Below are 21,892 nucleotides of genomic sequence, written 5' to 3'. Positions count from 1 at the left end.
GGCTTAAGAGCGGATTTCCGGCGATTCGTTCGGGCCGAGCAGCCGCTGGTGCTGCGCGCGCGGAATATCCTGGCCCAGCACCTCGCGCAGATAGAGGCTGCGGATCAGCGTGTAGATCACCACCAGCAGCGCGGCCGAGAAGAACAGGCCGAACAGCCCGAACACCATGCCGATCGCGATGATCGCGAACAGCGTGACCGCCGGCGGGATGGCGATCACGCGGTTGGTGACGAAGGGGGTGATGAAATTGGTCTGCACGAGCCGCACGACCGCATAGGTGACGAGCGTGCCGACGACGGGCCCGCTGCCGTTCACCGCCGCCAGCCCCAAAGCCGGCAGCATCGCCGCGGTGGGCCCGACATAGGGGATGAATTCGGACAGGCCGGCGAGCAGGCCGAGCGCGGCGGGCGAGGGCACGTCGGCGATCCACAGCCCCACGCCGACAAGCACGCCCATCGTCGTCATCTGGATGAGCTGCGCGCGTAGCCAGAGCCGCAGCGTCGATCCCACGTCGAACAGCGCATCCTCGAACGCGGCGCGCTTGGACGACGGCACCAGGAACAGGAAACCGCGCTCATAGACCTTGGGGTCGGCGGCAAAGAACAGCGAGCCGACGAGCAGCAACAGGCAGTTGAGCAGCAGTTCGCCCGTGCCCTGCACCAGCCCGCCGACGTCGCGCGCGACGCGGCTGCCGGCGAAGGCGGCGTGGACTGCGTCGACGATCTTGGCGCCCACCGGCGTCTGCGACATCCAGGCGGCCAGATGGTCGAGCAGCGCCGGCAACTGGGTGATGAAGCTGTTGACCTGCTGGCGAAAGGCGACGCCGAACAGCCAGCCGAGAAAGCCGATGATCGCCAGCACGGTCGCGATCGCGAGGCCCAGCGACAGCTTGGCGTTCACGCGTAGCAGCGTGCGGTAATTCTCGGCGATCGCATGGATCACGATCGCGCCGAGCGCGGAGCCGAAGGCGAGGATCAGCAGGTCCCCGGCGCGGTAGAGCGCGGCGACCACCGCCAGGATCAGGATCGCGATGACGATCCGGCGGACGAAGCGCGCATCGTCGGCATCGGGGGCAAGGCGGTTCATCGGGGCGGGTGCGAATCGGGCATGGCGCATCCGTGGCAGATCGCACGCGCGGGGGACAGGCTCAGCGTGGATCGCGCAGCCGTTCGCCGAGAAACGCGATCAGCGCCTCGACGCGCGCCGGCCGAAGGGGGCTGGGCGGGGTCAGCAGGTGCAGCCCCACTTCGGGGTTCGGCCAGTCGGTGAGGATCGCGACCACCGCGCCCGAGCGGATATGCGCGCCGACGATGAAATCGGGCAGCCGCGCGATGCCGATCCCCGCCAGCAGCGCGGGCAGCAGCGCCTCGCCGCTGTTCGCGGCCAGCGGGCCGCTCGCGCGCACCGCCACGTCGGGCTCCCCCGGCCGCTCGAAATGCCATGGGCCGACGACGTTCGAATAGCCGAGCAGCCGGTGCGCGGCGAGTTCGGCAGGGTGGGCGGGGGTGCCGTGCGCCGCCAGATAGGCGGGCGCGGCCACCACATGCGTGGCGATGCCGCACAGCCGCCGTGCACGCAGCGAACTGTCGGGCAGCCGGGCGATCCGCAGCGCCACATCGAACCCCTCCGCGACGATGTCGACGCGCGCGTCGGAGACGTGGAGGTCGATCTCGATTCCCGGATGAAGTGCCAGAAATTCGGCGAGCACCGGCGCCACCGTGTCGATCCCGAAGCTCATCGGCGCGGCGAGCCGGATGCGGCCGGTGGGCGCGCGCGCGGCATCGAACGCCGCTTCTTCGGCGGCACGCGATTCGGCGAGGATGCGCGCAGCATGCTCGGCCAGCGGCTTGCCCGCTTCGGTCAGCGCGATGCGCCGCGAGGTGCGGTGGAACAGCGATTGGCCGAGATGCGCCTCCAGCCGCGTGATCGCCTTGGAGACGGTTGCCTTGGACAGGCCGAGCGTGTCGGCGGCGGCGCTGAACGAGCGATGCTCGACGACGCTGGCGAAGATCGCCCAGGCTTCGAGATCGGGCAGGCGCATCGGGCTTCTCCGCAAAGCCCGGATCATAGCTCCGAAACGATCCGTTTCCACGGTTTCCGTTTACCCGTCGGGCGGAGCGACTATTTCCGGCCGGGTGCGTTCGAGGCGCGCAAAGGAGATTTCGCGATGACCAAGGTGCTGGTGCTCTATTATTCGTCCTATGGCCATATCGAGCAGATGGCCGATGCCGTCGCCGAGGGCGCGCGCGAGGGTGGTGCGCAGGTCGATATCCGCCGCGTCGCCGAGACCGCGCCGCAAGAGGTCGTCGAGGCCGCACATTTCAAGACCGACACCAAGCATCCGCTGATCGAGAGCCCCGATGCGCTCGCCGATTACGATGCGATCGTCGTCGGCGCGCCGACCCGCTTCGGTCGGATGCCCGCGCAGATGGCGGCATTCTGGGACACGACGGGCGGCCTGTGGTTCAAGGGCGCGCTGGTCGGCAAGGTGGGCGGCGCCTTCACCGCCACCGCCAGCCAGCATGGCGGCCAGGAGACGACCCTGTTCTCGATCATCACCAACCTGCTGCATCACGGCATGACGATCGTCGGGCTGGATTACGGCTTCCAGGGCCAGATGGGCGTGGACGAGGTGCGCGGCGGATCGCCTTACGGCGCGACGACGATCGCGGCCGGCGACGGCAGCCGCCAGCCGCACGCCGAGGAACTGGCGGGCGCCCGCTATCAGGGCAAGCGCATCGCCGAGACCGCGGCCAAGCTCGCCTAGGGTGGGATGAGGATGGGGCGACCCTGCCGCCCCATCCGTTCTGCTGAGTTCGTCGAAGCATTCTCTGCGCCGGCGTGCCGTCGGATGTGAACAGGCCCTTCGACAGGCTCAGGGCGAACGGAGGTAGGTGGCGTCAGGAAACGCTGGGGATCAGCGGCGTTTCCTGACCACCGGTCGGGGTGGCGCGCCATGCACCGGCATCGCCGGCTGCACCGCCACCCGGACCACCAGGGGCACGATCCCCGGATCGGCGGGGAAACGTTTGCGCGCACAGGCGAAGAGCGCGCGGGCGCGGGCGGCGGCGGCGACGTCGCCGTTCACCCCCACCCAGCGCCAATGCCACGGCTCCCATTTCACCTGCTGGCGGTTGCCGCCGGGGAAGGATTGTTCGAAGCCGTAGCGCGGCGCATTGGTCCGCAGCCAGCGCGCGGCGGGAGTAGCGGCCATGCACGCCTCGGCATCGGGGCAGCCATTGGCCGGGCGGATCGCGAAATCGAGCGCATAGCCGGTGCCATGCTCGCTATAGCCCGGCGGCGCGACCGACTCGGCGCGGTCCGACGCGCCGCCATCGGGCCGCTCGCGCCCGAACACCGCGCTCTGCCGCGCGACCGAACGGTGACACGACAGCGCGAGGATCCGGCCGCCGGTGCGCGGATCGGCGCGCGAGGCGTCGATCAGGCGGATCAGATCGGGCATCGCGTCGCGCCGCAACAGGCATTCGCGCCCCAGCGCATAGCCGGCGGGCGCGGGCACGAGATCGTCCTGGGGCGCGTCGCCATAGAAGAGATGCCCCATCAGCCGCCCTTCGCCGACACCGCCCAGCCCGCCCGAACAGACCTGCGCCATGGCCGGCGACGCGGCGGCGACGAACGCGAGCAGGGGGAGAATGCGGCGCATCATCGTGCGCGAGCCTCTGGCATGCGCGGGCTTGCGGTGGCAAGGGCGGCCCATGCATGGTGATCGCGTACTCTTCCTCGACGGCGAGGCCCTGGTGATCGACAAGCCCTCGGGCCTGCCGGTCGATCCGCCGCGTGACGGATCGCTCAGCCTCGAGAACCATCTCGAAAGCCTGAAGTTCGGTTTCCAGCGCTGGCCGGTCGCGGTACACCGGCTCGATCGCGACACCAGCGGCTGCCTGCTCCTCTCGCGCAACCCCAAGGCGCATGCCCGGCTGCAACAGGCGTTCGAACAGGGGCTGGTACAGAAACGCTATCTCGCGGTGCTCGACGGCGTGCCGGAGGGCGAGGGCGGCATCATCGACATGGCGCTGGCCAAGACGAGCACGCGCGAGGCGGGCTGGCGGATGGTGCCCGATGCGAAGGGCAAGGCGGCGCGCTCGGCATGGCGGCTGGTGCGCGTGGTGGACGGCCGTGCGCTCGTCGAATTCCGGCCGGAGACGGGGCGCACGCACCAGATCCGCGTCCACGCCGCCAGTGGCCTCGGCGTGCCCGTGGTGGGCGATCAGGTCTATGGCCGCGCCGACCGGCTGGGCATGATGCTCCATGCGCGTGCGCTGACGGTGCCGCGCGGCGCCAAGGATCCGATCGTCGCGGAGGCGCCGATGCCCGAACGCTTCGCCGGCTTCGACGATGGCTGAGGTGCCCGAGGACGCGATCGAGGAGCGCTTCCTCGCCGCCTCGGGGCCGGGCGGGCAGAACGTCAACAAGGTGGCGACCGCGTGCCAGTTGCGCGTCGACGCCTATGCGCTGGGGCTTCATCCCGAGACGTTCCGCCGGCTGCGGATCGCGGCGGGCAGCCGGATGACCGCGGGCGGCACGATCGTCATCACCGCGCGCCGCTATCGCACGCAGGAGCAGAACCGCGCCGATGCGCGCGCGCGCCTGTCCGACCTGCTGGATACCGCAGCGGAGCGCGACGCGCGCCGCGTGAAGACCAAGCCCTCGCGCGCGGCCAAGGCGCGGCGGGTGGATGCCAAGAAGGGACGCAGCGCCGTGAAGGCCGGGCGCGGCCGCGTATCGATGGAGTGACGATGTACGAATTCGACATAGCCACGGGCAGCCGGGCCGATCTCTATCGCGACCTGCACGCCGCGCTCGACGCGCTGACCGCCGACGAGCCCGACGCCATCGCCAACATGGCCAACGCGGCGGCGCTGATCTGGCAATATCTGCCCGATCTCAACTGGGCGGGTTTCTACCGGCTGGTCGCGGGCGAGCTGGTGCTCGGGCCGTTCCTCGGCAAGCCCGCCTGTATCCGCATCGCGCTGGGTAGCGGCGTGTGCGGCACCGCGGCGGATACGCGCGTCACGCAGCGCGTGGCCGATGTCCACGCCTTTCCCGGCCATATCGCCTGCGACGCGGCGAGCCGGTCCGAACTGGTCGTCCCGATCGTGCATGACGGGCGGTTGCTGGGGGTGCTCGATCTCGACAGCCCGGTGCCCGCGCGGTTCGACGACGCGGACCAGGCCGGGTGCGAGGCGCTGGTCGCGCTGCTCGCGCCACGGATCGCCGCCATCGCCGGGTGATCCGTATCGGGACAGCCGCGCGCTGGCGGGGTGGTTCATGATTTGGTAAGCAACCGCGTAACGAACTCGGCGTTGAGGCGTGCTAGAACAGGGAGATACGCATGCGGACCATCGGAATCGCCAGCGCGGTGATCGCGCTCGTCGCCGCGGACGGCGCGGGCGCGCAGCGGATGGTCGCGCACGGGCCGGGCGTCGGCGCCGGCACCACCTATTCGACGGCGCAGGCGAACGGCGGCGGCTATCCCGCGCCGCAAGGCGGTGGTTACGGCAACCATTATGTCAGCGGCCCGCAGCCGCGCCCGATCGGCGTGCCCCAGGGCGGCCATCGCTGGGGCAGCAAGGTCGGCGGCCATTGGTGGGGCGGCGTGAACGCGCCCGGCGGATGGAACGGCTATCGCCGCCCGTATCGCGGCTATGCGCTGCCGGGTTATTGGCAGTCGCCGCGCTTCGGCATCGACGACTGGTCGACCTATGGCCTGTCGCAGCCCGCCAACGGCTATCGCTGGATGCGCTATTATGACGATGCGGTGCTCGTCGATGCCGGCGGCTCGGTGTACGACACCGTCGGCGGCCTGGATTGGGACCGGTATGACGGCGGCTATGACAGCGACGAGACGGTCTATGCCGGGCCGGGCGATCGCGGCGGCTATGCGCAGCCGGTCTATGCCCAGCCCGCTTATGCCCAGCCCGCCTACGCGCGGCCGGCCCCGCCGCCATCCTATGGCGCGGGCTATGCCCAGCCGGGTTACGCGCAACCCGGCTATGGCCAGCCTGCCTATGAGCATCGCAGCAACGGGGTCGGCGGCGCGCTCGCCGGTGCGGCCGTCGGTGGCGTCGCGGGCAATCTGATCGCGGGGCGCGGCAACCGGCTGGGCGGAACGCTGATCGGCGCGGGCGTCGGTGCGGCGGCGGGCTATGCGATCGACCGCTCGGCGAACCGCCGCCAGCCCGATTATGGCGCCGGCTATGACCGGCCGCCGGTCGCACCGCGCCATGCGCCGCCGCCGCCCATGGGCTATGTCCAGCCCGTGCCGCCCGAATATGGCTATGCCTCGCCTCCGCCTCCGCCGCGCCGCCCGCTGCAGGGCGGTCCCGGCGGGTGGGTGTCGCCGGACGGGCGCACCACCGTCACCACGACGAGCGCGGGCTATTATGGCGGCGGCACCACCACCGTCGTCGTGCAGACCGCGCCCGTCGTCACCACGACGACGACCGAGCTGATCGAGGACGACGTGACCTACACCCGCGCCCACCGCAAATGGCGGCGCCCGGCGTCGAAGGTGCATATCCGCTGCGGCTGCTGAACTGTCCGCATCACCGCCTATCGGCGGTGACGCGCCGGGCCTGAACAGCGAGGGGTCGGGATCACGCGAGTTAGATCCCGTCCCCCCATTTCGTTCGTGCTGAACCTGTCGAAGCAAGCCCCAGCGATGGCGCCGTTATCTGCGGAACAGGACCTTCGACGAGCTCAGGGCGAACGGTTCGTTGGGCGTCGTCTGCCTCCGCGCGGAATGACGAGTCTGATCCCGCCCCCAAACTCGGTTCGTGCTGAGCTTGCCGAAGCACGCTCTCCCCGCGATGGGGCTCCGCCCGCGGAATAGTCCTTCCAACAAGCGCAGGGCGGACGGCGGATGGCTAAACCCCAGCGCGCTTGCGCCGGTCAGCGCCGCGCGGCGTGCCCGGCGAAGGTGACGAGGCTTTCTGATCCGTCCGCCGCGAGCGACGAGACGCCGACGAAGTGATCGTCCACCGGCACCTGTTGCAGCACGGTGCTCGTGCCGGTCACGTCGCGCATCGCGGTCCAGTCCTGCGCGTCGTTGCGGCGCCAGCGCACGCGGTAGCCGGCGGCGTTGGGCACCGGGCTCCACGTCACCGTCGTGTCGCGCGACAGCGCGCCCGCGATGCCGGCGCTGGCAGGGGCGGCGGGTGCGTCCGCCAACCGTTCGAGCGTCGCCATGTTGATCGCGGTCACTTTCGCCAGATAGGGAAAGTCCATGCCCGCGATCGTGTCGCCATAGTCGACGCCGTTCTCGGTGCGCAGATCCTGATGCTGGCGGTCCCAATTCTCGGCGCCGACCGAGAAACGCACCGCCGGATAGCCCAGCTTCAGGAACGGCTCGTGGTCGCCGCCGCGACCGAACCGGTCAGGCCGGCGGTCGAGCATGACGTCCAGGCCGCCGGGCAGCGTGCCCGCGATGCCGTCGATCGCCTTGGCGAGCGCGCGGCTCGGGCCGTCGTCCTCGCCGCCGATCGCGCGGCGTTCCTGCTGCTGCACCATGTCCTCGGAGGCGCGGATGCCTTCGGAGAAGACGCGCACCCGATCCGCGACGCGCACGCCGCCCTGACCCACCGTGTTGCCGACGATGTCGTTGTTGAGCATCGCCGACACCTGCCAGCCGCGCGCCTTGGCGGTGTCGGCCAGCAGCGTCGCCCCCCACAGGCCCTGCTCCTCGCCCGAGAAGACGGCATAGACGATGGTGGCGTCGTGCGACCGTTTGGAGAGGATGCGCGCGGCCTCAAGCACCAGCGCGACGCCCGAGGCGTCGTCATTGGCGCCGGGCGCGTCGGCGGTGGCGTTCATCTCGTCGGTCACGCGGCTGTCGATATGCGCGCCGACGATCACGACGCGCTCGGAATCGCGGCCCTTTTGGATGCCAAGCACGTCCTCGACCATCACGCCGTTCGGCGCGCGCGGGCCGGTGAAGCGGCGCGCGATCCGCTCGACCTTGATGCAGCCGCCGCAGTCCTTCGCCATCTCGGCGAAGCGTGCCGCGGCCCAGTCGCGCGCCGCCCCGATCCCGCGCTTGCGATCGGTGACCGTGGAGAGCGTATGCCGCGTGCCGAAGCCGACGAGCGTGGTGACGGTAGCGCGCAGCCGCGGCTCGGACGGGGCGGGCAGCGCCGGGGCAGGGGCGGCGGCGAGCAGGAGCGGGATCAGCATGGCCATGATGTTGACCGCAAACGAAATCGCTGTCCACCGTGCATCCGCCGCCGGCTCACACGTCCTGCGCGCTGTCGCCGCCGGTCACCTCGAAATTGGCGCCCGAGCACATCGCCGATCCGTCCGAGGCCAGGAACACCGCCATCGGCGAGATGTCCTCGGGCCTCAGCCATGCGACGCGCAGCGGCACGCGCGGCGCGCGGTTGTTCCACGTCTCGGCTTCGGTCGGGTTCTTGGGCGGATCGTCCTGCGTTTCGCCGATCACGTGGCTCCAGCGCGCGGGATAGCGGGTGAGCGCGGTGTCGACGAGGCCGGGCAGGATGCAGTTCACCGTCACGCCATGTTTGCCGAATTCCTCGGCCGCCGATTTCATCAGCCCGATGATCGCGTGCTTGGACGCGGAATAGGAGGCGGCGCCTGCGGTGCCGTGCTTGCCCTGCATCGACGAGATCAGGATGAACCGGCCGCTCTTCTGGCCGGTCAGCGTCTTGGCGAAGGCGCGCACGGTGTTGGCGGTGCCGTTCACATTGTTGTCGATCACGTCGTACCAGTCGCTGTCCTCCATCTCGAGCAGGTCCTTCCAGCGCTGGATCGCGGCGTTGGCGACCACCACGTCGATCCGGCCGAGCTCCTTCAGCACGCGGTCGTGCGCGGCGCGGAGCTGCGCGATCTTGCGGATGTCGCCCTTGATCGCGAGGCAGCGCCGGCCATGCGCCTCGATCTGACGCTTGGTCTCGGCCAGTTCGTCGGGCGTGGCGGGCGTGGCGTTGGAGGCGGGGCTGACATAGCCGGCGATGTCGAGGATCGCGACGTCGGCGCCGTTCGCCGCCAGCTCCACCGCGATCGCACGGCCGATGCCGCGCGCGGCGCCCGTCACGAACGCCACCTTGCCCGCCAGTTGCGAGTCGCGGCCCGCCACGATCGGGCCTGCGGTGCGCGGGTCGGCCGGTACCTGCGCGGCGGCGGCGCCTGCCACGCCCATCGCGGCGAGCGCGCCTGCGCCCATGATGATCCCCCGCCGGCCCGTATCCGCTGTCTCGTCGCCCGCCATCGCCTTGCTCCTCTTCGTCTCGCAGCCACGAACCGCTGGAATCGCAAGGGGTTGCAGGCGCAGTGATGAATTCGGCGTCACGCGGGGGCGACGCGGAAGCCGGCCGGTCGGCCGCCGGCTTCCGCAGCCGCGGCTCAGGCCACCCCGCTGAAGACGAGGCCGGTGCTGTCGCTGCTGCTCGTGCTGCCGTTCGACGTGCTCGTACCATAGGTGGCCTGGCTGCCGATGCTGCTGCGCATCTTTTCGAGAAAGGCGATCAGCGTGTCGAGCTGGCTCTTCTCGGTGGCGCTCGTGCTGCTCGTGGACGACGTGCTGCTGCTGGACGAGCTGCTGCTCGAATCGTCATCGTCGTCGGACGAACCGCCGGACGGTGGCGGGCCGGGGGGCGGGCCGCCGGCGCCCTGCAGGCCGTGCATGCCGCCGGCGCTCGCGATCGCGGTCGCGCCACTGTCGGTGTCGCTGTCGGTATCCGCACTGCCGTCCGCGCTCTTCTGCGATCCGCCGGTCGCGAAGAATTGTTTGAGCTCGTCCGCCTGGTCGCTCGTCAGCGTCCCCTTGGTCACCTGATCGTCGATCAGCGACGCCATCTTGTCCTTCATCGAAATGGTGGAGGTGCCGGAAATGCTCGTGCCGCTACTACTCGCCAGCGTCGAGTCGATGCTGTCGAGCGCGCTGCCGAGCGCGGTCTGGTCGGTCTTGCTGATCGCGCCCTTGGAAACGGCGGCCGAGATTCGCGCGTTCATCATCGTGCGCCCGCTGGTCTGGGCGCTCGACAGCGCGCTGGTCAAAGATGAGAGACTGGTCACTCCGTTACTCCTGTTGCCGCCGGTCGATGCCGGCGGCGCCAAGGGTATCAGAAAGGATTTACCATCTTCTTAAACCATTGCGATAGAGCGAGAAGATCATGGGGAAGGGCGCCGCTCACGGCCGCCATCGTCCCCGATATTGGGCTCATGTTGCGCGAAGATTTCGCCATGTTGCAGCCGTGTCAGCTCAATCGGTCGATCTGTTCGGGGGAAAGCGATCCCGGCACGATCATCAGCGGCACGCTCAGCGCGCCCGCATCGGCGCCCGCGAAATGGCTGACCAGCGCGCCGGGTGCGCCGCTGGCGGCGGCGCCCAGCACGAGTGCGGCGATCTGGGGATTGGCGGCGATCATCTCGCGGATCACCTTGGGGCCGTCGCCCTCGCGCACGGTGATCGCGGGGTGAAGCCCCGATTCCGCCAGCAGCGTGCCCGCGGCGCCCGCCACCAGCCCTTCGGCATGAAGCCGCGCCTCGTCCTCGATCGTGGCCTGCACGCCGCCGAACGCCATGAACTCCTGCGGCGGCAGCAGCGTCAGGATTTCCACGCCGCCGCCCGTCTTCACCGCGCGCCGCGCCGCGAAGCGCAGCGCGATCTCGGCCTCCGGGCTGTCGTCGATCACGACCAGATAGATGCGCACCGGCCTCGTCCCCCCTCGAATTCATGGGTGAAGGTGCCGTGCGATGCGCGCGCGCGCAAGGCCACGGCTTGACCGGGCGCGGCAGGAGCGCGAGAGGATGCGCGCCCAACGACGAGGATCTTCATGTCGATCGCAATCAAGATGCCTGCGCTGTCCCCCACGATGGAGGAAGGCACGCTGGCCAAATGGCTCGTCAAGGAGGGCGATACCGTCAAGTCCGGCGACATCATGGCCGAGATCGAGACGGACAAGGCGACGATGGAGTTCGAAGCGGTCGACGAGGGCGTCATCGCGCGCATCGTGGTGGCCGAGGGCACCGATGGCGTGAAGGTGGGCGCGACGATCGCGATCCTGGCCGAAGAGGGCGAGGACGCCGCCACCGCCGGCGCCGTGTCCGCCCCGTCCGAACCCGCCAAGAGCGAGTCGCTCCAGCCCGCCGATCCCGAATTCCGCGGCCGTCCCGATGCGACCGACCCCAACACCAAGGGGAACGAGGGCGAGCCCGTCGCGCGCACCGAGACGATGGCCGAGGATCATGGCCGCCCCGCCGACGCCGGCGCCGAGCCTGCCCCGGCCGCAGAGGCGTCGGGCATGCGCGTGAAGGCCAGCCCGCTCGCCCGCCGCCTTGCCGCGGAGACGGGCGTCGATCTGTCCGCGGTCACCGGCTCGGGGCCGAACGGCCGGATCGTGCGCGCCGATCTCGCCAACGCCCAGCCGGCCCAGGCCGCCACCGCCGCCGCGCCCGCAACGGCCGAGACGGCAAAGGCCGATGCGCCTGCGCCGGCCGCAAAGCCCGCCGCCGTGCCCGACATCCCGCACGAGACGACCAAGCTCAGCAACATGCGCAAGACGATCGCGCGGCGCCTGACCGAATCGAAGCAGACCGTTCCGCATATCTATCTGACCGTCGATGTGCGGCTCGACGCGCTGCTGAAGCTGCGGGCCGAGTTGAACGACAGCCTCGCCGCGCGCGGCGTGAAGCTGTCGGTCAACGATCTGCTCATCAAGGCGCTGGGCGTCGCGCTGATGCAAGTGCCCAAGTGCAACGTACAGTTCGCGGGCGATCAGTTGCTCACCTTCGCCCGCGCCGACATCTCGGTTGCGGTCAGCGTGCCCAACGGGCTCGTCACGCCGGTGGTTAAGGGCGCGGACACCGCCTCGATCTCCGCGATCGCCACCGCGATGAAGGATCTCGCGGGCCGCGCGCGCGACGGCAAGCTGCGCCCCGAGGAATATGCCGGCGGCACCGCCTCGCTGTCGAACATGGGGATGTACGGCATCACCCAGTTCGATGCGGTCATCAATCCGCCGCAGGGCATGATCCTCGCGGTCGGCGCTGGCGAGAAGCGGGCGGTGGTGAACGGCGATACGCTCGGCGTCGCGACGGTGATGTCGGCGACGGGCAGCTTCGATCACCGCGCGATCGACGGCGCGGACGGCGCGCAACTGATGAAGACGTTCCGCGAACTGGTCGAGCGGCCGCTGGGCCTGCTCGCCTGATGGCAGGCGCCGGACCCCGCAGGATGCGCGGCTTCTGGCTGGAGCTCCTGTGGTTCGTCGTCAGCGTCGGCGCGTTCGGCGCGTTCGTCTGGGGGATGGCCTGGGGCTATCCGCTCGGCCGCGACACGATCTGGACGATCGGCGGCGTTGCGGTGCTGATCGTCGCGGCGATGGGCGTGCACGCGCTCGTCCGCGCATGGCAGGCGGGGGTGGCATGAGCGACGAAGGCAACGGCCGGCTGCCCGCGGGCGCGCCCACGATCCGCGTCACCGCGATGCCGGGGGACGCCAATCCCTACGGTGACATCTTCGGCGGCTGGCTGATGGGCCAGATGGATCTGGCCGCGGGCTCCACCGCGTCGCGCCATTCGGGCGGCCGGGCCGTCACGATCGCGGTGGAGGGGATGAAGTTCCACGCGCCCGTGTTGATCGGCGACGAGGTCTCGGTGTTCGCCACGCTCGTCGCGGTGGGCAACACGTCGATGACGATCGAGGTCGAGGCCTGGCGCCGCGCGCGGCATGTCGAGGATATGTGCAAGGTGACCCAGGCGCGCTTCGTGTTCGTGGCCACCGACGAGAATCGCCGGCCGCGGCGCGTGCCGGGGCTTCCGGCGTGACGCTGCCCGCTTCGCCGCGGCTTCATAACTTCGTTTTCAATCAGGGTGATACGCGTGGCTGACCAATTCGATCTCGTGATCCTCGGCTCGGGCCCCGGTGGCTATGTCGCCGCGATCCGTGCGGCGCAGCTCGGGCTGTCGGTCGCGATCGTGGAGCGCGAGCGGCTGGGGGGCATCTGCCTCAACTGGGGCTGCATCCCGACCAAAGCGCTGCTGCGCACGTCCGAAGTCTATCACTACATGACCCACGCCGCCGATTACGGGCTGAAGGCGGACAATGTCGGCTTCGATCTGGGCAGGATCGTCGATCGCAGCCGCAAGGTGGCGGGCCAGCTCAACGCCGGCGTGAAGGGCCTGATGAAGAAGAACAAGGTCCGCGTGGTGGAGGGCGTCGGCACGCTCACCGCGCCGGGCACGCTGTCGGTGAAGCAGGGCGACCAGACGGTCGAACTGCAGGCGAAGCACATCATCGTGGCCACCGGCGCGCGCGCGCGCGACCTGCCCTTTGCCAAGGCGGACGGCAAACGGATCTGGACCTATCGCCATGCCATGGTGCCGGTCGAGATGCCGACCAAGCTGCTGGTGATCGGATCGGGCGCGATCGGCGTCGAATTCGCCAGCTTCTACAACGATATGGGCGCCGACGTGACGATCGTCGAGATGCTGCCGCGGATCCTCCCCGTCGAGGACGAGGAGGTTTCCGCCTTCATGGACAAGGCGCTGACCAAACAGGGTATCGCGATCCGCACCGGCGTCGGCATCGAAGGGCTGGCGACGGGCGCGAACGGCGTGACCGCGAAGATCAAGAACAAGGACGGCCAGGTCGAGACGGTCGAGTTCAGCCATGCGATCGTCGCGATCGGCATCGTGCCGAACACCGAGGCGATCGGGCTGGAGGCGCTGGGCGTCGAAACCGAGCGCGGCCATATCAAGGTCGACGGCTATGGCCGCACCAATGTCGAGGGCGTGTACGCGATCGGCGACGTGACCGGGCCGCCCTGGCTGGCGCACAAGGCCAGCCACGAGGGTATCGTCTGCGTCGAGCGGATCGCGGGCGAGAATCCGCATGCGTTCGAGACGTGGAACATCCCCGGCTGCACCTATAGCCGCCCCCAGGTGGCGAGCGTGGGGATGACCGAGGCGAAGGCCAAGGAGGCGGGCCACGACGTCAAGGTCGGCAAATTCCCCTTCATCGGCAACGGCAAGGCGATCGCGCTGGGCGAGGCCGAGGGCTTCGTGAAGACGGTGTTCGATGCCAAGACGGGCGAATTGCTCGGCGCGCATATGGTGGGCGCCGAAGTCACCGAGCTGATCCAGGGCTATGTCATCGCGCGCCAGCTCGAGACGACCGAGGCGGAACTGATGGAGACGGTCTTCGCGCATCCGACCCTCTCGGAGATGATGCACGAAAGCGTGCTCGGCGCCTACGGCCGCGCGATCCACTACTGACATGATGCGCGCCCGCCCGCGCTGGCCGGTGGCGGCGGCGGGCGTGCTCTTCCTGGCCAGCCTCGCGCTCTTCTGGCCGGGCATCGCCATGTACGACAGCGTCGTCCAATACGGGCAGGTGCTGGCGGGCGCCTATGACGATTGGCATCCGCCGGCGATGGCGCGGCTCTGGGCGCTGTTCGGCCCGACCGGCGCCGCGCCGCTCTTCGCGTTGCAGATGGGCGGTTACTGGCTGGGGCTGGGGCTGATCGCCGCCGCGCTGGCCGCCGCTGGGCGACGCGGCGCGGCTTTCGCGGTGCTGGCGATCGGGCTTTGGCCGCCGTTTCTCGGCTGGCAGGCGGCGGTGCTGAAGGACGCGCAGATGCTGGGTGCGATGCTGGCCGCGGTGGGGCTGGTCGGCTGGTGGCGGCTGCGAGCGCGGCCGGTGCCCTGGCCCGTGGTGCCGGTGGTGGCGGTGCTGCTCGGCTATGCGGTGCTGGTGCGCGCCAATGCGCTCTTTGCGGTGCTGCCGCTTTGCTTCGCGCTGTGGCGCCGGCCGCGCGACTTGCGGTGGCGCGCCGTTGCGCTGGTGGTCGCGACCTTGGCGGTGCTGGCGGCGATGCCGTTCGTCAACCACCGCCTGCTCGGCGCGAGCCCCAGCGGCGTCGAGCGGACGCAGGCGATCTACGATCTGAGCGCGATCGCGGTACGCACCGGCGACGGCGCGGCGACCGGGCTCGCACCCGATGCGATCGCGGGGCTGCGCGCGCATGGCTGCGTGAAGCCGTTCTTCTGGGATCCGCTGGGCGATGCCGATCACTGCGAACCCTATGTCGAGGCGCTGCACGTGGGGCCGCCGGGCGCGCTGTACGTCCGGCTGGCGGGCGCGATCCTGCGCCATCCGCTGGCCTATGCCGCGCACCGGCTCGCGCACTGGAACTCCACCGAGCGCTGGATCGTGCCCGCGCGGCTGATGGGTGCGGGGCCGCCCAACCATAGCGAGGCCAATACCCTGGGGCTGGCGGAGCCGGGCCGGCTGGCGGTGATGTGGCAGCGGCTGGCGGATTGGCTGATCGAGACGCCGCCGGGCTGGCCGATTCTGTGGACGGTCCTCGCCTTGCTCCTGCTGCCGGGCGCGTGGCGGCGGATGGATGCGGGCGCGCGGCTGGCGCTGGCGCTGCTCGCCTCGGCGCTGGCGCTGGAGGCGAGCTTCCTCGTCCTCAGCATCGCGTCGGACCTGCGCTATCATCTATGGCCGATGGTCGCGACCGCGTTGGCTGCGGTGCTGCTGGCGCAGGCGCGCTGGTGGCGGGGGCGGGGACGGGGGCTCGCCATCGTGCTGGCCGCGGTGGCGCTGGCCGGCGGCGTCACCCGCCTAGCCCTGCCGCTGCCGCCGCAAGGCTATCAGGCGATGGTCGCGGGATAAGCGGTCGGCGTCGTCCTTCACCGTTCGCCCTGAGCGTGTCGAAGGGCCTGTACCACATGCGATGGATCGACTGTCGAGAGCGTGCTTCGACAGGCTCAGCGCGCGGGGGGGGGGGGGAGGTAACGCGGCCCCGATATGGCATCATATGATACCAATGAGTGTGGGTCGATTGCGTGCCACCTTCGCCGACTTCGGCCCGGATGCTCACGCCGCCGCCGATGCGCCCCAGTCGCGGTTCGCCAGCGCCCGCGCTTCCTCGACGGGCAGCGGCCGGCCGAAATAATAGCCCTGCACCTTCGAACAGCCCAGTTCCTGCACCATCCGGTGCTCCGCCTCGGTCTCCACGCCCTCGGCCGTCGTCGCCATGCCCAGGCTCTTGGCGAGCGCCACGACCGCGCGGATGATCGCGATCGCCTCGCGCACGCCCTTCGATGCGCCCTGCACGAAGCTGCGGTCGATCTTGATCGAGGAAAAGCGCGTGCGGCTCAGATAGCCGAGCGACGAATAGCCGGTGCCGAAATCGTCCAGGCTGAGGCGGACGCCCAGATCGAGCACGCGCTCCAGCACCTTGGTGGCGCCGAGGCCCTCGTGCATGAACACGCTCTCGGTCACCTCGAGTTCGAGGCGCTCGGCGGACAGGCCGCTGTTCGAGAGCGCCGAAGTGACGGTGGTGACGAAGCCCGGGATCTGGAGCTGGTCGGGCGAGACGTTGACCGCCACGCGGATGTGGCTCGGCCAGCGCGCCGCCTCGTCGCAGGCGGTGCGCATCACCCATTCGCCGATCGGGCCGATCAGCCGCGCCTCTTCGGCGAGCGGGATGAACTTCACCGGCGACACATTGCCGAACTCGGGGCTCGCCCAGCGCAGCAGCGCCTCGAAGCCCATCAGCCTGCCGGTGCCGGCATCGACCACCGGCTGATAGGCGAGGTGCATCTCGCCCTTCTCCACCGCCTTGCGCAGCGCGATCTCCAGCACGCGGCGTTCCTCGGCCTGGACGTGAAGCTGCGGCTCATAGGCATGGAAGACGCCGCCGCCCGCATCCTTCGAACGATAGAGCGCCAGATCGGCGGAGCGGATCAGCATCTCGGCGGTGCGGCCGTCGCGCGGTCCCACCGCGACGCCCACGCTGGCGCCGACATAGAGCGTGTGCTGATCGACCTCATAGGGCCGCGAGAGCGTGTCGATGATCCGCTTGGCGAACGCCTCCAGCGCGTTGCTGTCGCGCGCGTCGTGGACGATCACCGCAAACTCGTCACCGCCCAGCCGCCCGCACATCGCATGCTCGCCCATCAGCTGGCCGAGCCGTTCGGACACGCGCTGCAGCAGGCGATCGCCGATCGGATGGCCCAGCGTGTCGTTCACCGCCTTGAAGCGGTCGAGATCGAGCATCATGAACGCGCAGCGGCTGCCCCATCGGTCGGCCTCGGCCATGGCCCGTGCGAGATTCTCGTTGACCATCAGCCGGTTGGGCAGGCCCGTCAGCGTGTCGAAGCGGGCCATCCGGTTGATCTTGTCGGCTGACGCGCGCTGTTCGGTCACGTCGGAGCCGACGCCGCGAAAGCCGGCGAATGCGCCGCGATCGTCGAACCGCGGGCTCGCCGCGATCTCCCACCAATGCTCCTCGCCGTTCACGTGGACGGGCAGGCGCAGGTCGCGAAAGCTCTCGCGCGCCTTAAGCTTGTCGGCCAGCGTGCGCAGGCCCGCGGCGAAATTGCCCGTCTCCCAGGTGGGGCCGGCCAGCACCTGAAGGAACGGCATGCCGTCGATCGTCAGCGGATCGATCCCGCAGGCGAGCGAGAACCGCGGCGAGGCGCGAACCACGCGGCGCGCGCTGTCGGTTTCCCACAGCCAATCGGCGCCCTGATCCTCGAATTCGCGCAGCAGCAGGCTGACGGTCTCGTTGCGCTCCTCCAAGGCGAGTTCGGCGGCACGGATCGCCACGAGCGCCCGTGCCCGGCTGACGCAGGTGGCCATCAGCAGCAGCGTGAAGACGATGCTGCCGGCCGCGGCGCTGTAATCATGCGCGAGCGTCAGTTCGAGCGAGACCGACATCCCCAGCAGCCCGAGAAACGCGAGCGTGGCAAGCGCCAGCGGCGCCATCGCGAACGAGGCGGCGGTCATGAGGACGGCGATGATGACGCCCAGCCCGGACGTGACCGGCGGCGGGGTGTGCATGCAGAAGGCAAGCGGCACGACCGCCCAGATGGCGGCAAGCGCCAGTCCGTCGAAACCGGTCGTGCGCAGATCCTCGAGCCGCGCATAGCCGTCGCCCCGGTGATGCGAGGCGAGCCGCCGCGTCGCGACGCCGACCGCGACGGCCGTGACGAGGGCGCCCCAGCCGACCAGTTCCCAAAGCGCAATGCTCGGCCTGAGCAGCAGCACCGCCCCCACCGCGCCCACCAGATTCGCGGCGAGCAGCAGCAGCGCCAATCGTCGCCCCGCTGCCAGTTGCGTCGCCCGGATGCGGCCGCATTCGGCCGCATCGGCGCCGTCGCGCAGCCCGAGCAGCGTGTGGAAACTGATCCGGACGGGATCGGTGTGCGAGGTCATATGTTGGGTCACGGCCATATGATAGCCGTGGCTGGTTAGCGGATGGTTTCCATCACCGCTCGACCGGTCGCAATCCGACCCGTTTTCGTTCGATGCCTGAAAGAATTAGGCCGCGATATCATAGGGCTTGATCTCGCCCGCCAGATACAGGTTGCGCGCCTTCGCCCGGCTCAGCTTGCCCGAGCTGGTGCGCGGCAGCGTGCGCGGCGGGATCAGCTCGATCACGCAGTTCATGCCCGTCACCGACCGGACCCGTTCGCGGATCGCGTCGCGCAGCCGGCTGCGCTCGCCTTCGTCCGAACTGCGGCACTGGACGAGCACCGCGGGGGTCTCCTCGCCACCCGGCGTCGTGATCGCGAAGGCGGCGATGTCGCCCGCCTTGAACCCAGGCAGTTGCTCGACCGCCCATTCGATATCCTGCGGCCAGTGGTTGCGGCCGTTGACGATGATCATGTCTTTGGCGCGGCCGACGATGTAGATGTATCCGTCGGAGATATAGCCCATGTCGCCGGTGTCGAGCCAGCCATCGACCAATGTGGCGGCGGTGGCGGTCTCGTCGCGGAAATAGCCGGCCATCACCGAAGGCCCGGCGCACCACAGCTTGCCGATCGCGCGTTCGGGCAGGGGCGTGCCGTCCTCCTCGCGGATTTCGACCGCCATGTCGCGCACGGGCTTGCCGCAATTGACGATCGCGCGGAAACGCTGCGGGCGGTTCGCGCCGTTCTCGCCGCCCGAGAGCTGGGTTTCCTCGACCAGCTCCACGCGGATGCCCTCGCCCGGCGGCATGATCGACACCGCGAGCGTCGCCTCGGCCAGGCCATAGCTCGGCAGGAACGCCGTCGCTTCGAACCCGGCATCGGCGAACGCGTCGACGAATGCCTGCATCACGTCCGGCCGGATCATGTCCGCGCCGTTGCCCGCGAGGCGCCAGCGCGCGAGATCGAAGCGGTCCGACGCACGCGTCTGGCTGGAGATGCGACGCGCGCAGATATCGTAGCCGAAGGTGGGCGAATAGCTGATCGACGTGCCCGGATTGCGCGAGATCATGTCGAGCCATGCCAGCGGACGGCGCGCGAAATCCTCGGTCTTGAGATAGTCGGTCGAAACCTGGTTGGCGATCGGCGAGAGGAAGCAGCCGACCAGCCCCATGTCGTGATACCAGGGCAGCCACGAGACGCAGCGATCGCTGTCGATGAGCGCCATGCCGTGCGCATGCGCCGCGAGATTGTTCAGCAGCGCGCGGTGGGTGATGACCACGCCGTGCGGGAAACGCGTCGAGCCGCTCGAATATTGGAGATAGGCGATGTCGTCGGGCCCGGCTTGCGGAAGCGCCGCGGGTGGCGCTTGGCGAGTGGCGAGTTCGGCCCAGTCGATGCCCTGCGTCCCGGCGGCCTCGGCCGCCGCGCCCGCCATCTGCGCCAGCTCGGGCGGGTAGATCAGCATCTTCGGATCGCAGCTCGAAAGCTGGACGCGAAGCTGTTCGATATAGGATTCGCGGCCCCCGAACGAGGTGGGCAGCGGCAGCGGCACCGGCCATGCGCCCGCGTAGATCACGGCGAAGAACAAGGCGGCGAATTCCGGCCCCGTCTCGGCGACCAGCGCGATCCGGTCTTCGGGCGCAACGCCCGCCGCGATCAGCCGGTGTGCCATCGCCAGCGCATCGTCGCGCAATTCCGCGAAGGGATAGCCGCGCGTCAGGCTGCCGCGCGCGTCGTGGAAGTTCAACCCCCGCACGCCGGTCGCGGCATAATCGAGCGCCTCGCCCAGCGTCGCGAAATCGGCAAATCGACGCGGCAGACCGTCCGCCGTCGCGGTGGCCCGGGGCGCGGCGACGCCCTCGATCGTCATCTGGGTCTGCTCGCTCGACATGCCTTCGTACCCTGTTTCCGGGTGCAGACGCACCCCGACCATTTTTCGACTGGCCTGCAACGTGGCAGACGCCGGCGTTCAAATTCGGTTGGCACTGTGGCACAAACATGGCGATGCCACGCGAACGTCCCCCGATCCGCCCGCTGGATGCCGCCGCGCTGGAGCGGATGGCGCTTCGCTATGTCGAGCGGTTTGCCACGACGCGGGGCAAATTGGCCGATTATCTGACGCGCAAGATCCGCGAACGCGGCTGGTCGGGCGACGAATCCGATCCCGTGGCGCTCGCCGAGCGGATGGCGGAACTGGGCTATATCGACGATCGCGGTTTCGCCGAGGCACGCGCGGCGGCGATGGCGCGGCGCGGTCTGGGTGGCCGTCGCGTCGCCGATGCGCTGCGTGCCGCGCGGGTGGGCGAGCCGGACCGGCAATCCGTGGTGCCGCAGGTGGCGGAGCGCGCCTATGACGCCGCGATCGCGTTTGCGAAGCGCCGCCGGATCGGACCATTCGGCGATGGATCGGGCGATCGGGCGGTGCGCGAGAAACAGGTGGCGGCGATGTTGCGCGCGGGCCACGGCTTCGATCTCGCCCGGCGGATCGTGGCGCTGCCCCCCGGGGACGTGCCGCCAGAAGACGATTTTTCCTGAAACCTGTCATCCGTGTGCGTTGCAGCACGGGCGATCCATGCTAGCGTGACCGTCCTCAGGGGTGAGTAAGACATGCGTAACGATGCGCTGCAGGGTGGCGATGCCACGCCCGACGCCGATCCGCTGGATGACGGACGGCGGATCGGCGGTGTGGTCAAATGGTTCGACGTGACTCGGGGCTTCGGTTTCGCGGTGGCGGACGAAGCCGAGATCGGCGACATTCTGGTGCATTTTTCCGTTCTCCAACCGCACGGCCGGCGGTCGCTGCCCGAGGGCGCGCGCATCGACGTGCTGGCGGTGTCGCGCGGACGCGGCTTCCAGGCGCGCGAGATCCTATCGATCGACCTGAGCGACGTCGTCGAGGAGCCGATGCCCGAACGCCGAACCGCGTCCGACCGCATCGATCCGATCACGCTGATCGAGGATGCCGGGCCGTTCGAGCCGGTGACGGTCAAATGGTTCAACCGCCTGAAAGGCTATGGCTTCCTGATCCGCGATCGCGATGGGGCGGACGTGTTCGTCCATATGGAAACGCTGCGCCGGGCCGACATCGCGACGGTGGAGCCCGACCAGCCGATGCGCGCGCGCGTCGTTTCGGGTCGCAAGGGGCCGCTGGCGGTGGTGGTCGAGGAGGGGCCGTGATGCGCCGGGCGGTGGCAATCGCGGCGCTGGCGATGGCGGGCTGCACCGCCCAGGACGATGGCGCGGCGACGAACCGAAGCGCCGGGGCGGCATCCGCAGTCCGCATTCCGCTGACGATCCGCGGCGCCGGCGGTACGCATGGCTTCGCGGTCGAGCCCGCGCGCACCGTGGCGGCGCAGGAACAGGGGCTGATGTACCGCACCGATCTGGCGCGCGACGGCGGCATGCTCTTCTGGCCTTATCCCCCGGACGGCGCGCAGCCGCGCGAGGCGTTCTTCTGGATGAAGAACACGCCCACCCCGCTCGATATCCTGTTCATTCGGGCGGACGGGACGATCGCGCGGATCGCGGACAATGCGGTGCCCTATTCGGAAGCGAAGATCCCGTCGGGCGAGCCGATCGGCGCCGTTCTCGAACTGGTGGGCGGCCGCACCGCGGAACTCGGCATCGCAGAGGGCGATACCGTGTCATGGCCCGGCGGACCGCCGCCACGATCCGCGGTTGAAGGCGGGCGCGCGGCGCGGTAAGC

General features: G+C 69.7%; 22 protein-coding genes. 13 read left to right on the top strand and 9 right to left on the bottom strand.

Features of this window, described 5'->3' with window-relative positions; genetic code table 11:
• Window positions 1-3: 3 nt before the first annotated feature.
• Complete coding sequence (locus tag OXQ95_RS03460) at window positions 4-1,086, bottom strand: AI-2E family transporter (protein ID WP_267379667.1); 1,083 nt, start codon at window positions 1,084-1,086, stop codon at window positions 4-6.
• Window positions 1,087-1,147: 61 nt separating this feature from the next.
• Window positions 1,148-2,041: a LysR family transcriptional regulator gene (locus tag OXQ95_RS03455; protein ID WP_267379665.1), complete on the bottom strand. Its 894-nt coding sequence runs from the start codon at window positions 2,039-2,041 to the stop codon at window positions 1,148-1,150.
• Between the two features lie 126 nt (window positions 2,042-2,167).
• Between OXQ95_RS03455 and wrbA the strand changes: the two genes are divergently transcribed.
• Window positions 2,168-2,767, top strand: a complete 600-nt coding sequence (gene wrbA, locus OXQ95_RS03450) for an NAD(P)H:quinone oxidoreductase (RefSeq protein WP_242096111.1) — start codon at window positions 2,168-2,170, stop codon at window positions 2,765-2,767.
• A 150-nt stretch (window positions 2,768-2,917) separates the two neighbouring features.
• Here the strand turns inward: wrbA and OXQ95_RS03445 are convergent, their stop codons facing one another.
• Window positions 2,918-3,667 carry a M15 family metallopeptidase gene (locus OXQ95_RS03445; protein WP_242096112.1) on the bottom strand — a complete coding sequence of 250 codons (750 nt, stop codon included), beginning with the start codon at window positions 3,665-3,667 and terminating at the stop codon, window positions 2,918-2,920.
• A gap of 49 nt (window positions 3,668-3,716) precedes the next feature.
• Between OXQ95_RS03445 and OXQ95_RS03440 the strand changes: the two genes are divergently transcribed.
• The 4 genes from OXQ95_RS03440 to OXQ95_RS03425 all read left to right on the top strand — a co-directional run bounded on the left by OXQ95_RS03440 (window position 3,717) and on the right by OXQ95_RS03425 (window position 6,556).
• Entirely contained in the window at window positions 3,717-4,364 is a 648-nt protein-coding gene (locus OXQ95_RS03440; RefSeq protein WP_242096113.1) for an RNA pseudouridine synthase, read from the top strand.
• Complete coding sequence (gene arfB, locus OXQ95_RS03435; RefSeq protein WP_242096114.1) at window positions 4,357-4,755, top strand: alternative ribosome rescue aminoacyl-tRNA hydrolase ArfB; 399 nt, start codon at window positions 4,357-4,359, stop codon at window positions 4,753-4,755. The genes OXQ95_RS03440 and arfB overlap by 8 nt, the downstream gene beginning before the upstream one ends.
• A gap of 2 nt (window positions 4,756-4,757) precedes the next feature.
• Window positions 4,758-5,252: a GAF domain-containing protein gene (locus OXQ95_RS03430; RefSeq protein WP_242096115.1), complete on the top strand. Its 495-nt coding sequence runs from the start codon at window positions 4,758-4,760 to the stop codon at window positions 5,250-5,252.
• Between the two features lie 101 nt (window positions 5,253-5,353).
• Complete coding sequence (locus OXQ95_RS03425; RefSeq protein WP_267379657.1) at window positions 5,354-6,556, top strand: RcnB family protein; 1,203 nt, start codon at window positions 5,354-5,356, stop codon at window positions 6,554-6,556.
• Between the two features lie 356 nt (window positions 6,557-6,912).
• Here OXQ95_RS03425 and OXQ95_RS03420 read toward each other — a convergent pair whose 3' ends face one another.
• The 4 genes from OXQ95_RS03420 to OXQ95_RS03405 all read right to left on the bottom strand — a co-directional run bounded on the left by OXQ95_RS03420 (window position 6,913) and on the right by OXQ95_RS03405 (window position 10,688).
• Entirely contained in the window at window positions 6,913-8,193 is a 1,281-nt protein-coding gene (locus OXQ95_RS03420) for a M20/M25/M40 family metallo-hydrolase (protein WP_242096117.1), read from the bottom strand.
• A gap of 55 nt (window positions 8,194-8,248) precedes the next feature.
• Window positions 8,249-9,244 (bottom strand): SDR family NAD(P)-dependent oxidoreductase, encoded by a 996-nt coding sequence (locus tag OXQ95_RS03415; protein ID WP_242096118.1) that lies wholly within the window; start codon window positions 9,242-9,244, stop codon window positions 8,249-8,251.
• 134 nt (window positions 9,245-9,378) lie between these two features.
• Window positions 9,379-10,050 carry a hypothetical protein gene (locus OXQ95_RS03410; protein WP_267379650.1) on the bottom strand — a complete coding sequence of 224 codons (672 nt, stop codon included), beginning with the start codon at window positions 10,048-10,050 and terminating at the stop codon, window positions 9,379-9,381.
• Between the two features lie 182 nt (window positions 10,051-10,232).
• Window positions 10,233-10,688 carry a universal stress protein gene (locus OXQ95_RS03405; protein ID WP_242096121.1) on the bottom strand — a complete coding sequence of 152 codons (456 nt, stop codon included), beginning with the start codon at window positions 10,686-10,688 and terminating at the stop codon, window positions 10,233-10,235.
• 123 nt (window positions 10,689-10,811) lie between these two features.
• On the opposite strand from OXQ95_RS03405, the gene OXQ95_RS03400 reads away from it, so the two are divergent.
• Genes OXQ95_RS03400 through OXQ95_RS03380 form a run of 5 tightly spaced genes read left to right on the top strand, consistent with a single transcriptional unit; the run spans window position 10,812 to window position 15,658 of the window.
• The gene (locus tag OXQ95_RS03400) at window positions 10,812-12,188 is read left to right on the top strand and encodes a pyruvate dehydrogenase complex dihydrolipoamide acetyltransferase (protein WP_267379645.1); all 1,377 of its coding nucleotides are present in this window, start codon (window positions 10,812-10,814) and stop codon (window positions 12,186-12,188) included.
• Window positions 12,189-12,211: 23 nt separating this feature from the next.
• On the top strand, window positions 12,212-12,406 hold the full coding sequence (locus OXQ95_RS03395; RefSeq protein ID WP_242096123.1) for a hypothetical protein: 195 nt from the start codon (window positions 12,212-12,214) through the stop codon (window positions 12,404-12,406).
• Window positions 12,403-12,804: an acyl-CoA thioesterase gene (locus tag OXQ95_RS03390; protein WP_242096124.1), complete on the top strand. Its 402-nt coding sequence runs from the start codon at window positions 12,403-12,405 to the stop codon at window positions 12,802-12,804. Before OXQ95_RS03395 ends, OXQ95_RS03390 begins: the two co-directional genes overlap by 4 nt.
• 54 nt (window positions 12,805-12,858) lie before the next feature.
• The gene (lpdA, locus tag OXQ95_RS03385) at window positions 12,859-14,253 is read left to right on the top strand and encodes a dihydrolipoyl dehydrogenase (protein ID WP_267379638.1); all 1,395 of its coding nucleotides are present in this window, start codon (window positions 12,859-12,861) and stop codon (window positions 14,251-14,253) included.
• Window position 14,254: 1 nt separating this feature from the next.
• Window positions 14,255-15,658 carry a hypothetical protein gene (locus OXQ95_RS03380; protein ID WP_267379635.1) on the top strand — a complete coding sequence of 468 codons (1,404 nt, stop codon included), beginning with the start codon at window positions 14,255-14,257 and terminating at the stop codon, window positions 15,656-15,658.
• Between the two features lie 204 nt (window positions 15,659-15,862).
• Here OXQ95_RS03380 and OXQ95_RS03375 read toward each other — a convergent pair whose 3' ends face one another.
• Both OXQ95_RS03375 and OXQ95_RS03370 read right to left on the bottom strand, forming a co-directional pair.
• Window positions 15,863-18,226 (bottom strand): EAL domain-containing protein, encoded by a 2,364-nt coding sequence (locus OXQ95_RS03375; protein WP_267379632.1) that lies wholly within the window; start codon window positions 18,224-18,226, stop codon window positions 15,863-15,865.
• Between the two features lie 87 nt (window positions 18,227-18,313).
• The gene (locus tag OXQ95_RS03370; RefSeq protein ID WP_267380073.1) at window positions 18,314-20,056 is read right to left on the bottom strand and encodes a fatty acyl-AMP ligase; all 1,743 of its coding nucleotides are present in this window, start codon (window positions 20,054-20,056) and stop codon (window positions 18,314-18,316) included.
• 128 nt (window positions 20,057-20,184) lie between these two features.
• Here OXQ95_RS03370 and OXQ95_RS03365 point away from each other — a divergent pair, with 128 nt between their 5' ends.
• From OXQ95_RS03365 to OXQ95_RS03355, 3 genes are all read left to right on the top strand, one after another.
• A complete protein-coding gene (locus OXQ95_RS03365) occupies window positions 20,185-20,721 on the top strand; it encodes a RecX family transcriptional regulator (protein WP_242096128.1) in 537 nt (178 codons plus the stop codon).
• 72 nt (window positions 20,722-20,793) lie between these two features.
• On the top strand, window positions 20,794-21,363 hold the full coding sequence (locus OXQ95_RS03360; RefSeq protein ID WP_242096129.1) for a cold shock protein: 570 nt from the start codon (window positions 20,794-20,796) through the stop codon (window positions 21,361-21,363).
• Window positions 21,363-21,890 carry a DUF192 domain-containing protein gene (locus OXQ95_RS03355; RefSeq protein WP_267379628.1) on the top strand — a complete coding sequence of 176 codons (528 nt, stop codon included), beginning with the start codon at window positions 21,363-21,365 and terminating at the stop codon, window positions 21,888-21,890. Before OXQ95_RS03360 ends, OXQ95_RS03355 begins: the two co-directional genes overlap by 1 nt.
• Window positions 21,891-21,892: the final 2 nt, after the last annotated feature.

This window comes from Sphingomonas sp. GC_Shp_6 (assembly GCF_026540835.1).
Classification (GTDB): Bacteria; Pseudomonadota; Alphaproteobacteria; order Sphingomonadales; family Sphingomonadaceae; genus Sphingomonas.
This window is presented reverse-complemented; position numbering and strand designations above follow the sequence as displayed.